Raw genomic sequence first — 13,360 nt, forward strand, 5'->3', positions numbered from 1 at the left:
AAATAGAATTCTTAAATAACTAAAAAATTAGTTAGGTTGTTTAAGATAACTTTAACGTAAAACGTATTACTAACAATCATTTAAACCCGATTATCTTCTTCTCGGAGGCCCGCCCGGTCTTCCCGACTGTCCACCAAAATTGCTGAGTTTGTACGTGAAACTCAACATGGCGTATTGCGTAAGGATCAAACTATTAGTGTCTTGAATGTAATCATCACCAATGATCCTGCGCGTATCAACAACTTGATCTAACACATCATAAACTTTAACTTTCAAAGTGGCTTTCTCGTCTAAAAACTGATAGCCTAAACTCGTGTTCCATAAGATGGAAGAGTTCTGAAATCCCGGAGAGACATTCCCATTATAATTGTAGCTAATATCATTACCAAAAATGACATTTTTAGGCCAAAAGGTAGTCGCTTCAAAACCTACACGGTGATTGATAAAATCTTCGTTGCGGTCTTCGTTTATTGAATATTTCGTGTCATTGTAGGTAAGACTGTAACTAGGATTCACCTCAAAAACTTCTTGTATGGCATAGGTTAATCGAATCCCCGGAGACACGCTTATACGCTTTGAATTGAATAAGGTTCCGTTGGTAAATCCTACATTTTTATTGTAGTTCCCGGTTAGACTCATTCGGTATCTAAACTCGTGCTCTTCTTTTCTGGTACTTTTTGTATAAAAAACACGTGCTCCGGCAGACATTGCACCGTCAACATTCGCATAGGTAGTAGTCCGGCGTAAATCATCACCAATAGTACTTACAGCAACCACTTGGTTTTCGGTAAAACTTAGATCAAACGAACTAAAAATACCGCTTCCGCCACCGGCGCCAAAATTGAAACTTCTAAAACCACCTCCTATATTATGACTGTAAGCCGGGCGTAATGCCGGGTTACCCACAACAATATTCAACGGATTAGTCCTGTCTGCAACCGGCTGTAATTGTCGTATAGAAGGCGTGTTTGCATTGGTTCGGTAATCTATAGATATACTCTTACTGCGCTCTAACTCGTACCGCACGCGAGCGCTTAAATACAAATTGTTATAGGTATTATCAAAACTAGCAGGATTGAGTAGATTTTCATTTTGAAGTATGGTGTTTAATAGCCCTACATTGGTATTGATGCGCCAAGCTTCGTGATCATAATTAAACCCAATATTCGGAGTATGGCGGTACGTGTTTACCTCAAAATTACTACTCAAAGTATCATTTAAAGCGGTATAAGCGCCACCGGAATCAGCATCATATACATAGCGTGAATTGGTAGATTTTGAAGACGAAAAATCATAAGCCAAATCCATAAAAAAATCGGTTGCTAATACCAGGCGCTGCTCTACCTCAAGACCATATTGATATTCCCTTTCATCTTCATCTATAAACTGATCCTGAACCTCAGTGCGCGCATCATCACCAAAGAACTCACTTTCTGAAAAGTAAAAATTGTCGTTTTCTTGATTGTTATAGCTCTGCGAAACTTCCATTCTTAAAAAGGCTCCGCGACTTCCAAAACGTTTAATAAAGTCTACTTCGTTTCTAAAATCAACATTATATACATCATCTTGACTTGAAGTTTCTGTGTTATTCACCAAATCACGATTCCCGTCTGACGAACTCGCCATAGTGTTGCGCACAGATTTTGTTTTGCTGGTAGTAAAGCGTGGTGAGTATGACAAGCGTGTGAGCGTATCAAACTCGACCTCAAAACGCGCATTAGCACGATGTCTGTCATTTACGGCATTACTGGTATTTTCAGAGCTTGAATAATAAGTAGTATCTGGCAAAATATTCTCTCGCTCGGTTCTAGAGCGTGTGTCTGTATTTGATCGGTCAAAGAAATAATCCCCGTTCAATTCGTATTGATCAGACCATTCATTGCTGTAATTTGCGCCGGCAGTCTCAGATTTTGTGATGCCGTTACTGTTATTTCCGGCGGCAACGGCACGAGCCCCACTACGCCCCATCATCCCATAAACATCATCAAAATCAAATCCTGAACTGTTGATGTTATTAGATCCCGCCAGAACCGTCGTACGCATATTGTCTTTAAAAATGTTACCTATCGCACTCATTTCATAGCGTCCATCTGTTCCTCCGCCAATGGTTCCCCGAGCAAAATAACCTTTATTCTTATCCTTTTTTATCGTGATATTGATGGTTTTATTTTCAGAATCTCCTGCTTCTCCGGTAAACTCCTGGGCTTTGGTTTTGGTATCGACCACTTGAAGTTTTTCAATGATTTCTTTCGGAAGGTTTTTAGTCGCGATCTTAGGATCATCGCCAAAAAACTCTTTCCCATTGACCAAAATTCTAGACACCGGTTTTCCATTAATGGTTATTGCTCCGTCTGAATCTACCTCGGCTCCCGGAAGCTTTTTCAACAACTCTTCTAAGTTAGCATCAGGACGGGTTTCAAACGAATTCGCATTAAATTCTAGCGTATCTTTTTTTAACGTCACCGGTGCGCGATCTGCCACCACAATCACCTCGTCAAGTAGATTATCTTGAACTTCGAGTTTTAAATCTCCTAACTCGACAGTTGGAGTAATCGTGATCACTTTGCGTAGCGGTTTGAATCCTGCGTAAGAAACAAACAGATTTAGTTTTTCTTGGTCGGTTCTTCCTTCCATCTCAAAAAAGCCTTCCCGGTCAGAAATCCCATAAGTTACTAAAGTACTGTCGCTTATTTTTTCAACATAAACCGTAGCAGATTCCAGTGGCACACCGGTATTATCTTTAATGGTTCCATTAAGTTGAAAATCTTGTGCGTTACTTTGCTGAAGGGCGATCAGTGCAAGGACTACGAGTAAAATCTGCTTCATAAAATAAATATATGTACTTTGTACGTTTATTGTATGACTGCAGAAAATGCAAAAGGTTTAAAAGAAAAACCCACATTTTTTAAAAAATGTGGGTTTTTATAATCAATTCTGAAAAAACGTATTACTTCTTTCTGAAATAAACTGCAATCGGCACTCCTTCAAAATCAAAGGCCTCGCGCAATTTATTTTCTATAAAACGCTTATAAGGATCTTTCACATACTGCGGAAGATTACAGAAAAACGCAAACTGCGGGTGCGGCGTAGGCAACTGCATACAATATTTGATCTTGATGTATTTCCCTTTAGTCGCAGGTGGCGGAGTCGCTTCAATAAGCGGCAACATATAATCGTTAAGTTCGCTGGTTTTAATACGCTTGCTTCTGCTCTCATATACTTTTACAGCGGTCTCAATAGCCTTATAAACACGTTGTTTCGTAAGTGCCGAAATAAACACAATTGGCACATCTGTAAAAGGTTCTATCTGTGTGCGAATGTATTTCTCAAACTCTCGCATGGTTTTATTTTCCTTTTCAACCAAATCCCATTTGTTGATAAGAATCACAATCCCTTTTCTGTTGCGTTCTGCTAACCAAAAAATATTTTGAACCTGGCCGTCAAAACCACGTGTAGCATCTACCACAAGTAAGCACACATCGCAGTGCTCAATCGCTCGCACTGATCGCATTACAGAATAAAACTCAAGATCTTCTTTAACTTTAGATTTACGACGAATTCCTGCCGTATCTACAAGATTAAATTCAAACCCAAAACGGTTGTATTTGGTATCGATCGCATCACGCGTGGTTCCGGCAATGTCGGTCACGATATATCGGTCTTCACCTATCAAAGCATTAATGAATGAAGATTTCCCGGCATTAGGTCTTCCCACCACAGCAAATCGCGGTAATATAGATTCTTCTTCCTCTACTTTCTCCGAAAGTACTTCAACTAAAGCATCTAATAATTCTCCGGTACCACTACCACTTATACTCGCAATGGTATAATACTCACCAAGGCCTAAACTGTAAAACTCCACAGCATCGTCTGCACGCATCGCGTTGTCTACTTTATTCACAGCAAGAAATACCGGCTTAGATTGGCGACGTAACAAAGTGGCTACATCTTCATCCATCCCGGTAACACCCGCTTCTACATCAACCATAAAAATAATGGCGTCTGCCTCATCGATCGCAAGTTCTACTTGCCTATCTATTTGTTCTTCAAAAATGTCATCACTTCCGCGTACATAACCTCCGGTATCAATTACCGAAAATTCCTTCCCATTCCAGTCAGTCTTCCCATAGTGACGGTCACGAGTAACACCGCTCACAGAATCAACAATAGCTTCTCTACGTTGAATCAAACGGTTAAAAAAAGTGGATTTACCCACGTTAGGTCTCCCTACAATAGCTACAATACTCATAAAACTTACTTTATGCTTTTACTCGAACATCGAGATTTAGAAAACGCTAGGTTTTCTATTTAACCACCTGTGCGGCTTTTCCGTAAGGTAGTTTTTGCGGTGCAAAATTACGATAATAAACGGCACATATTTTAAATCACCGTATTTTAGGTAATTCGCAATAAATCAGACCAATACATCTACCTCAACACTTTAAAACCCAAATTCTACCCAAAATCTGTTAAGGTTCTTGTTAATATTAGGTTGCTCAAATCTACTTGCCGTTATCTTGCGTATGTATATCAAAACAACCCAGTTTATGTATTTACTTATGAAACGTATTTGCCTGCTTCTCATAATCGCACTTAGCCTTCACAGCTGCAACTTGCTTTCTGCTGCCGGAATCACTAGCGGCGGTCAGCCTACTAAAGAAACGCCGGACAAACTCACCTCGACCACCGCCAATTCAGCAGAAAATGTTGATCACAGTGCTTGGGATGCCTTGCTAAAAAAGCATGTGAATGCAGACGGTATGGTAGACTACAAAGGTTTTAATAAAGATCGTGGTGCGCTAAATAAGTATTTAACTCAACTTTCTTCATATACGCCAAATAGTGACTGGTCTGTGCAAGAATTGCTTGCATATTATATCAACCTTTACAACGCATATACGGTAGATTTAATCTTAAATAATTACCCGGTAGAGAGTATTAAAGATATTGACGGTGCCTGGACTAGAAGTATTGTTCCTGTAGGAAATAAAAAGCTTGCGCTTGGTGGGATCGAAAATGGGGTTCTGCGTAAAATGAACGAACCTCGTATTCATTTTGCGATCAATTGTGCGTCGATGTCATGCCCTAAATTACTGGATGAAGCCTATACCGCCGGTAAGATCAACGAGCAACTAGATCGTGCGACTAAAGAGTTTATCAATTCTGACAAAAATGAAATTGGAAAGAATAGCGTAAAGCTTTCCTCTATTTTTGATTGGTATAAAAAAGATTTTATCACTACTGAAACACCCACGATCATTGATTATGTGAATCAATTCAGCACTACCAAAATCAATGCAGGAGCAAGCGTTTCTTATAAAAATTACGATTGGAGTTTAAACGAACAATAATTTTAATTTTTACTGTAATTCGCTGAATTCCTTTAGATTTGAAAATCCCCTAGCATCTAAAGCGCACCAGAACACTTCTTAATGATAAGTATTGTTATCCCGGTTCTTAATGAATCTGAAAACTTACCCTGCCTCCTAGACCATCTTAAAGATCAGATTGGCCGCGTGCTCGCGGTTGAACTTATTATCGTAGATGGCGGAAGTAACGATGATACGCTCGCGCTGGCTCAACAGTTTAAAGACACAAACCGGTTAGCGGTTAGCCTTATAACTTCTCAGCGAGGTCGTGCAAAACAAATGAATGCCGGCGCCCAAGCTGCAAAAGGAGAGATCCTCTATTTCTTACATGCAGATTCATTTCCTCCAAAGCATTTTGATGTATTGATTGAGAAAGAAGTTGCAAAAGGTAATCCCGCAGGCTGCTTTAAAATGCGCTTTGACAGTAAACATTGGTGGTTGCGTTTGGCCAGCTGGTTAACTAAATTCAGTTGGAGAGCGTGCAGAGGTGGTGATCAAAGTCAGTTTATCACGCGTGAACTTTTTGATGAAATTGGCGGTTTTGATGAAAGCTATATCATTTACGAAGACAATATCCTGATCAACGAACTCTACGCCCGAAACAGTTTTGTCGTGATCCAGCAGCCAATACAATCTTCAGCACGTATGTATGAAAAGTATGGCGTATGGTATGTACAATACCATTTTTGGGCGATCTACGTGAAAAAGTGGTTTGGTGCTTCCGCCGAAGAATTACTCGCTTATTACTGTAAACACCTAAAAAAACCGGTGGCTTAGATCTTAGTTACCTAAGTAAAATTCTTTTCGATACAGCGTATAAATCCTTTAGCGGCGCCAATAAAAAAAGGGTTTTACACAACATTCGTAAAACCCTTTTTTTAGATTATTTCTCAGAAATTATCCTCTGCTATTCACATAGAATGCGTGGATCACACCGGGCAACCAGCCCAAAAGCGTTAAGATCACATTGATGATAAAATCTTTACCTAAACCTTTGCTTAGCGCAACTCCCAATGGTGGAAGTAGAATAGAAAGTATAATGGTTAAAATGGACATAATTGGTAATTTTTTAGTTAGTACCGCTAAGCTAAAAACAACCAAAAAGTTAACCTCTTAAACTCTTACCAATTAGCAAGAGTTTGACATATTTAAGGTATTAGTTAACAGAATTTAAATACCACTTTTTCAAAAGCATCTCGGCCTCCTTGCCTTGAGGCGTAAACCTATTATTTCCGGTAGCCGTCGCCCGCTCGTGATCGTGAAACCATTTCCACGCATAGCCACCGGCAAACCAAGGTTCGTCCCAAAACGTTTCAAATAAAGCCTGATACAAATTAACTTGCGCTTTAGTATTCATCGCGCCTTCGTGGCGATCGCTAGCCCACGGTTCTTTCCCGGCGTAGTCTGCGCTTCGGTAACCAAATTCAGTAAAAAGTACAGGGATGTTATTTTGTTTTGAAAGAGATGCTATTACTTTTTTATGTGGAATCCAGCCTGCAATGGCCTCTTTTACCGTTGGGGTTTGCGCTTCAGCCACTGGAAAATACGCATCAACACCTATAAAATCGAGATCTGACCAAAACGGCACGCGATCTACTTTATCCCAATTTTCGGCATACGTGATTTTACCGGAATAGATAGCTCTAACATTCTTGATCAGCTGCTGCCAAAACTCTGGTCGTTGGTCAACAAAGTTGAACAATTCGGTACCTATGCATAAAATCTCAGTTTGCGTTTCTTCGGCAAGTTGCGCGTACAATAAAATAAATTCTTCATAGCTGTTTTCAAAAAGCTTCCAATCGGCTTCAGAATTCATTTGCATATCTCCGGTAAATTCCCCGTGCCAGATCCAGATGTGCGGCTTCAGCATAACATCTATTGCATTTTGATGCAGTAATTCAATGTATTGTTTCACCCCTTCATAGCGCTCGCCATACCATTGCCGCTCTGAGTTGAACTGCAACTGCGGATGATTCTTATCCCGAATAAAACCAAAGGGCATAATTGCCGCAGCATTAGCTCCAATATTGAGAATGGGATCAATATTTTTTTGCTGAAGCGTGTCGCGCGAAGCCACAAAACTCACTCCGTTGATTTTATCTTTCACCACTGTTGTTGCCGAACAGCCTAACAGGCAGATTGCCAGAATACAGAAGGTGATGAAGAAGGTTAGTTTTTTCATTGCTCTAAAAATACTGGAAATTTAAGATAGCTTCCCGGTTTTCTTTCGTCTAAAATTGCCGTTAAAATGTATTTAAGAGGAAGCTAAGTTCTTATCTTGTAAAAACAACCTTGACATTTATGGAGCACGTGGTCATTGTGGGTAATGGGATCGCCGGGGTAACCGCGGCGCGACATATTCGCAAAAATTCTGATAAAAAAATCACTATTATTTCTGCGGAAAGTGAGCATTTTTTTTCGCGCACGGCCTTGATGTATGTCTATATGGGCCATATGCGCTTTAAAGATCTCAAACCTTATGAAGATCATTTTTGGTCTAAAAACCGAATCGACCTCAAACAAGCCTACGTCAAAAAAGTTGACACTGCAAACAAGACGCTCCTACTTGCAAAGGGCGATACAATCACTTATGACACCTTGATTCTCGCTACCGGATCTGTTCCTGCAACTTACGGCTGGAAGGGTCTTGAGCTGCATGGCGTTCAAGGTTTAGTCTCTAAACAAGATCTTGAATTACTCGAGAAAAATGCCCCTAACAACCAAGCTTGCCCAAAGGCGGTAATTGTAGGCGGCGGACTCATAGGCGTTGAACTCGCCGAAATGCTGCATACCCGTAAGATCGAAGTTACGATGCTGGTACGCGAAAAAGGATTTTGGTCTAGCGTCTTGCCTGAAGCTGATGCGCAAATGATTTCAGAGCACATAAAAAGTCATCACATTAATTTGCTTCACGAAGAAGAATTAGATGAAATTCTTGGCGATGCGCAGGGTAACGTACGAGCCATACGCACAAAGAGCGGCAAAGAAATCAGCTGCAATTTGGTAGGAATAACCACGGGTGTTAAACCTAAAATTGATTTTTTAGAAGGGAGTGGCATCGCCACAGACAAAGGCATTTTGGTAAATCGACTGCTTCAAACCAATCAAGCCCACGTTTATGCCATTGGCGATTGTGCTCAGCAGCACGAAGCCATAGGTTTACGCAAACCGGTTGAGGCGGTTTGGTACACCGGCAGAATGATGGGAGAAACGGTGGCGCAAACCATCTGCGGGACGCCTTTTGAATACAATCCCGGCAATTGGTTTAACAGCGCAAAATTCTTTGATATTGAATATCAAACCTATGGCTGGGTCTTTAGCAATAAAAACAAAAAACCTTACGAGGCGCATTTTCATTGGAAGCATCCTGACAATACCAAATGCATCACTATTGCCTATCACAAGGAAACTCGTGCCTTTTTGGGTATCAACACCTTTGGTATTAGAATGCGACACGACGTTTTAGACCACTGGCTCAATACCCGAAAATCTGTTGACGAAGTAGTTCACAACTTAGCGCAAGCCAATTTTGATCCTGAGTTTTTTAAATCTTATTATTCAAACATTAACGCTGCATTTAGCGGCGCAAATAGTAAAGCATGAGTTCTGTACAACGTGATATGTCGCTCACCGGGCAACCACCGGCTGCATTAAACACAATTCAAAAATTGGCAACGGCATTGGGCGTAGGCGGTTTGTTACTACTTGTACTCGCCATTTTTAATGTGCGGTTAATGAACCAAAGCCTATGGCTCACCACAGCGCTAACTTCGATTTTTGTTGGGATCGTTTTGTTTTCTTACGGAGCTTATGCAGATAAGCAAGCCGGAATTAAAAACGACGGCGTCTGGTTCAAATCAATTTCTAATCGCGGGTTTCTAGCTTGGGTTGCCGGGCTGGCATTGACCGGTTTTTACATTGTACTCTACTTTAAAGCAGAACTTTTAGGTCTCAATACCGAAGGAGAAAACAGCGGACTCATCGCTTTATTTGATCCGCTGAGTAAAATTTTGAGCGGAAATCCCGCCAGCCAGTGGTTTGTGTACGGCACACTTTATACCATCGCCATCCTTGGTTTTGGGATTAAGTTTTTATGGAAATACCGCCACAACCGCTATGAACGCCTACGTACACTAAGCGTGATGTTTTTTCAAACCGCTTTTGCTTTTCTGATTCCTGAGTTTATGGCGCGACTGAATAGTGATGATTTCAATCTGCCGTATTACGATCTAAAGAACATCTGGCCGCTCAATTACTACAATTTTGAGCAGTACCGCGTGGATGGCTTCATCTCCTCTGGAAGCATCGGTCTGGCGCTGTTGATTTTTGGGATCGCTTCGATCTTTGTGATCACTCCTATTTTGACGTATAAATATGGAAAACGCTGGTATTGCAGTTGGGTGTGTGGTTGCGGCGGACTCGCAGAAACTGCGGGTGATCCTTTTAGACATTTAAGTGATAAAAGCGAATTTGCCTGGAAGGTAGAACGCTGGGTGGTGCACAGTGTTTTGGTTTTTGTAGTGGTGATGACCACAGCCGTAGTCGCCACCTATCTGGGCTACGATTCTGAAAAATACTGGCTAACCAAAGATGTGTTTCTCATTGGAGTTGCTGTTTTTCTAACGGCGCTTTTCGGTTTGATCTGGCTTTTTAAAAAGGAAGAATTAAAGCAAGACGCACGTTACGGTGCCGTTGGTTATTTGGTTATCGTGCTCGCTTTAATAGGAATTCATTTTTCCAGCGGAAGCACACTTTTTTTAATTCCGGCAGAAACCCTGCGTACTACTTACGGATTTTTAATTGGTAGTATTTTTAGTGGAGTGATCGGTACCGGCTTCTACCCTATTTTCGGAAATCGGGTGTGGTGTCGTTTTGGTTGCCCAATGGCCGCGATCCTGGGGCTTCAGCAACGTTTATTTTCAAAATTCAGAATCACAACAAATGGTGGTCAATGCATTTCTTGCGGAAATTGCTCAAGCTATTGCGAAATGGGTATCGATGTACGCGCATACGCTCAGAAAGGTGAAAACATTGTTCGCGCCAGCTGTGTTGGTTGCGGTATCTGCTCTGCGGTTTGCCCGCGTGGGGTTTTAAAATTAGAAAATGCTTATACCGAAAAACGCATCAACAGCCGCGAAGTGCTTCTAGGAAACGATGTTGATTTAATGGATTATCTAAATCAAAATTAGATTTATTACTGTATATTAAACTCCTAAAATCTTTTACATTATGATTCTCGGAATGGTAGGACCCTGGCAAGTACTTTTGATTTTAATTTTTGGCGTATTCGGATTGATCTTGCCTATCATCGCGTTGGTTGATATTGTGCGCCACGAGTTTTCCGGGAGCAACAAAATCATCTGGGTGCTCATTGTATTATTCTTCAATTTTCTGGGATCGATACTTTACTTTTTAGTTGGGCGTAAACAACGCATAAATTAAAGCTCGACGCTAAGTTTTTCGATGTACTTCTGCTGAAAGGCTAAAAGTACCGTAGCAATCGCTTTCCATTTAAAACAAAAAAAAGGCGGAAGTCTCCACTTCCACCTTTAAACAAATCATATAACAAACAAACAATCTTCAGTTTTTGGTATTAAGGCTAATCAATACAACATGAGTTCTATTTAAAGATCAATACTGTCAGTATAGTTTTTAACATCAATCACTTACATATACGTTAGGTTTGTGCGTTCGGTTTTCAATATCAATGTTAAAATATTGAAGCTTACACAAATAACCTGTTTACAAAGAGCTGCTGCCGTAAGCTATTTTTGAAAAATCGACTATAGCCGTATACGATTTGTATTTTATAAAACCCCTGCATTCATGACCTTGATTAAGGTAATTATTCCTGCTTTTAACGAAGAAGATTCGATAGGTCTGGTGATCAAAGACATCCCGAATCATGTCGACGAGATCATTGTAGTGAATAATAATTCTAGCGATCAAACTGAAGCACGGGCGCAAGAAGCAGGAGCTGTTGTGCTCAGGGAAAACAGACCCGGCTATGGTTTGGCCTGCCTCAAAGGGATGCAATACATCGCTGCGCAGGAGCAAAATCCCGATATCGTAGTCTTTCTGGATGGCGATTATAGCGATTACCCGGAGCAATTAGACGAACTCGTAACTCCTATTATTCACGAAGGTATTGACTTTGTGATTGGCGCTCGTGTAAAACGCTTTCGCGAAAGCGGGAGTATGACGTTTCCGCAGCGTTTTGGCAATTGGCTCGCAACAACGTTAATGCGCTGGATCTTTGATTCGAGTTTTACAGATCTTGGTCCGTTTAGAGCGATCAAATACGATAAGTTGCTCGCTTTACATATGCAAGATCAAACCTACGGATGGACGGTAGAAATGCAGCTTAAGGCCTTAAAGCAAAAATTAAGCTATGTAGAAATACCCGTAAAATACCGAAACCGCATAGGAGTTTCTAAAGTTTCAGGAACCGTCAAAGGTGCTATATTTGCCGGTGTAAAAATTCTAGGCTGGATTTTTAAGTACAGTTTTAAGTAATGCAAACCGTGATTGTCATCATTTATACGTTGGCGCTAACAGTGATCTTTCTGTATAGCCTGGCACAACTGAATCTGCTTTTGAATTATTTAAAAGCGAAAAAAAAGAAAGATGACGCTCCGGTTTTTGACTTTTCTAAAGCTGAAGAAATTCCGTTTGTGACCATTCAATTGCCACTTTATAATGAATTGTATGTGGTAGAACGGCTGCTTGACAATATTGCACAAATAGATTACCCGCTAGACAAACTCGAGATTCAGGTTCTAGATGATTCTACCGATGAAAGTCTGCAAACCACGCAACGTAAAATTGAAACTTTACAGGCAGCGGGAATCCCAATAAAACACATCACCCGCACCAATCGCCAAGGTTTTAAAGCCGGAGCATTAAAAGAAGGACTTGCGATCGCAAAAGGCGAATTTATCGCCATTTTTGATTCAGACTTTGTGCCTAATCCTGATTGGTTGCAAAAGACTGTGCCTTACTTCAAAGATGAAAATATAGGAGTGGTACAAACGCGCTGGGCGCACCTCAACCGGGATTATTCGTTGCTTACCAAGATTCAGGCTTTTGCACTAGACTTTCACTTTGTGCTGGAACAAGTAGGTCGCAATTTTGGACATCATTTTATCAACTTTAATGGCACAGCGGGTATCTGGCGCAAGACGTGTATTCTAGATGCAGGTAACTGGCAGGGCGACACCCTAACCGAAGATCTTGATCTTAGCTATCGTGCACAGTTAAAAAAATGGGATTTTAAGTATCTGGAAGATGTTGAAACCCCGGCAGAATTACCGGTTGCCATTAGCGCAGCCCGCTCGCAACAATTTAGATGGAATAAAGGCGCAGCAGAGAATTTTCAGAAACTTTATGGGCGCTTGCTCAAAGATCCTTCGGTAAGTTTTAAGACTAAATTTCATAGTTTTTTTCATCTGCTTAACAGCAGTATGTTCCTTTTAGTACTACTGGTAGCCATTTTAAGCGTTCCTATTTTGTACATCAAAAACAACAATCCTGCCTACAGTTGGTATTTTAATGTGATCGCTGCTTTTGCAGTGAGCACGGTCATTTTCTTTGGCTGTTATTGGGTGACCTATAAGCGTATTCACGGCGGCGGAATCCAAAATTTCTTTAAGTATATCGGAATGTTTTTCACGTTCTTTTCGGTGGCGATGGGCTTTAGCGTGCACAACTCACTTGCTGTTTTAGAGGGACATTTTGGTAAAAAATCAGAATTTATACGCACGCCAAAATTTAATGTCAGCAAATTAGGCGAACAATGGAGCGGCAATATTTATCTCAAAAAGAATCTTTCTTCAGGTATGCTATTAGAAAGTATACTGTTTCTTTATTTTGGTTTTGCCATCTACAGCGCTTTTAAGGTGAATGACTTCGGGTTGATCCTTTTTCATCTGATGCTTTTTGCAGGATTCGGATTTGTCGCTTTCAAGTCCATCTTTAGCCGAATCTAATTT

11 protein-coding genes are annotated in these 13,360 nt (G+C 40.7%); 7 read left to right on the forward strand and 4 right to left on the reverse strand.

Annotated features, from left to right (window positions below; translation table 11 throughout):
• Positions 1–90 precede the first annotated feature (90 nt).
• Positions 91–2,826: an outer membrane beta-barrel protein gene (locus BUA96_RS16350; RefSeq protein WP_072984985.1), complete on the reverse strand. Its 2,736-nt coding sequence runs from the start codon at positions 2,824–2,826 to the stop codon at positions 91–93.
• 121 nt (positions 2,827–2,947) lie between these two features.
• Complete coding sequence (gene der, locus BUA96_RS16355; RefSeq protein WP_072984987.1) at positions 2,948–4,249, reverse strand: ribosome biogenesis GTPase Der; 1,302 nt, start codon at positions 4,247–4,249, stop codon at positions 2,948–2,950.
• Positions 4,250–4,547: 298 nt separating this feature from the next.
• Here der and BUA96_RS16360 point away from each other — a divergent pair, with 298 nt between their 5' ends.
• Positions 4,548–5,351: a DUF547 domain-containing protein gene (locus BUA96_RS16360; protein ID WP_128755750.1), complete on the forward strand. Its 804-nt coding sequence runs from the start codon at positions 4,548–4,550 to the stop codon at positions 5,349–5,351.
• 81 nt (positions 5,352–5,432) lie between these two features.
• Positions 5,433–6,146, forward strand: coding sequence for a TIGR04283 family arsenosugar biosynthesis glycosyltransferase (locus tag BUA96_RS16365; protein ID WP_072984989.1), 714 nt, complete (start codon positions 5,433–5,435; stop codon positions 6,144–6,146).
• A 120-nt stretch (positions 6,147–6,266) separates the two neighbouring features.
• Here the strand turns inward: BUA96_RS16365 and BUA96_RS16370 are convergent, their stop codons facing one another.
• On the reverse strand, positions 6,267–6,425 hold the full coding sequence (locus BUA96_RS16370) for a YqaE/Pmp3 family membrane protein (protein WP_072984991.1): 159 nt from the start codon (positions 6,423–6,425) through the stop codon (positions 6,267–6,269).
• A 100-nt stretch (positions 6,426–6,525) separates the two neighbouring features.
• Entirely contained in the window at positions 6,526–7,551 is a 1,026-nt protein-coding gene (locus tag BUA96_RS16375) for a glycoside hydrolase family 113 (protein ID WP_072984993.1), read from the reverse strand.
• A 119-nt stretch (positions 7,552–7,670) separates the two neighbouring features.
• Between BUA96_RS16375 and BUA96_RS16380 the strand changes: the two genes are divergently transcribed.
• The 5 genes from BUA96_RS16380 to BUA96_RS16400 all read left to right on the forward strand — a co-directional run bounded on the left by BUA96_RS16380 (position 7,671) and on the right by BUA96_RS16400 (position 13,357).
• Positions 7,671–8,972, forward strand: a complete 1,302-nt coding sequence (locus BUA96_RS16380) for an NAD(P)/FAD-dependent oxidoreductase (RefSeq protein ID WP_072984995.1) — start codon at positions 7,671–7,673, stop codon at positions 8,970–8,972.
• Positions 8,969–10,558: a 4Fe-4S binding protein gene (locus BUA96_RS16385; RefSeq protein ID WP_072984997.1), complete on the forward strand. Its 1,590-nt coding sequence runs from the start codon at positions 8,969–8,971 to the stop codon at positions 10,556–10,558. Before BUA96_RS16380 ends, BUA96_RS16385 begins: the two co-directional genes overlap by 4 nt.
• A gap of 40 nt (positions 10,559–10,598) precedes the next feature.
• A complete protein-coding gene (locus tag BUA96_RS16390) occupies positions 10,599–10,811 on the forward strand; it encodes a PLDc N-terminal domain-containing protein (protein WP_072984999.1) in 213 nt (70 codons plus the stop codon).
• Positions 10,812–11,195: 384 nt separating this feature from the next.
• Positions 11,196–11,885, forward strand: coding sequence for a glycosyltransferase family 2 protein (locus BUA96_RS16395; protein ID WP_072985001.1), 690 nt, complete (start codon positions 11,196–11,198; stop codon positions 11,883–11,885).
• Complete coding sequence (locus BUA96_RS16400) at positions 11,885–13,357, forward strand: cellulose synthase family protein (RefSeq protein WP_072985003.1); 1,473 nt, start codon at positions 11,885–11,887, stop codon at positions 13,355–13,357. The genes BUA96_RS16395 and BUA96_RS16400 overlap by 1 nt, the downstream gene beginning before the upstream one ends.
• The last annotated feature ends 3 nt before the right edge of the window (positions 13,358–13,360 follow it).

The sequence above is a fragment of the Leeuwenhoekiella palythoae genome (genome assembly GCF_900130045.1).
GTDB lineage: Bacteria > Bacteroidota > Bacteroidia > Flavobacteriales > Flavobacteriaceae > Leeuwenhoekiella > Leeuwenhoekiella palythoae.

Coding starts and splice junctions, on each gene's coding strand:
- BUA96_RS16380 (WP_072984995.1), top strand. CDS start 7,671: ATGGAGCACGTGGTCATTGTGGGTAATGGGATCGCCGGGGTAACCGCG.
- BUA96_RS16375 (WP_072984993.1), bottom strand. CDS start 7,551: ATGAAAAAACTAACCTTCTTCATCACCTTCTGTATTCTGGCAATCTGC.
- BUA96_RS16400 (WP_072985003.1), top strand. CDS start 11,885: ATGCAAACCGTGATTGTCATCATTTATACGTTGGCGCTAACAGTGATC.
- BUA96_RS16365 (WP_072984989.1), top strand. CDS start 5,433: ATGATAAGTATTGTTATCCCGGTTCTTAATGAATCTGAAAACTTACCC.
- BUA96_RS16350 (WP_072984985.1), bottom strand. CDS start 2,826: ATGAAGCAGATTTTACTCGTAGTCCTTGCACTGATCGCCCTTCAGCAA.
- der (WP_072984987.1), bottom strand. CDS start 4,249: ATGAGTATTGTAGCTATTGTAGGGAGACCTAACGTGGGTAAATCCACT.
- BUA96_RS16385 (WP_072984997.1), top strand. CDS start 8,969: ATGAGTTCTGTACAACGTGATATGTCGCTCACCGGGCAACCACCGGCT.
- BUA96_RS16370 (WP_072984991.1), bottom strand. CDS start 6,425: ATGTCCATTTTAACCATTATACTTTCTATTCTACTTCCACCATTGGGA.
- BUA96_RS16390 (WP_072984999.1), top strand. CDS start 10,599: ATGATTCTCGGAATGGTAGGACCCTGGCAAGTACTTTTGATTTTAATT.
- BUA96_RS16360 (WP_128755750.1), top strand. CDS start 4,548: ATGTATTTACTTATGAAACGTATTTGCCTGCTTCTCATAATCGCACTT.
- BUA96_RS16395 (WP_072985001.1), top strand. CDS start 11,196: ATGACCTTGATTAAGGTAATTATTCCTGCTTTTAACGAAGAAGATTCG.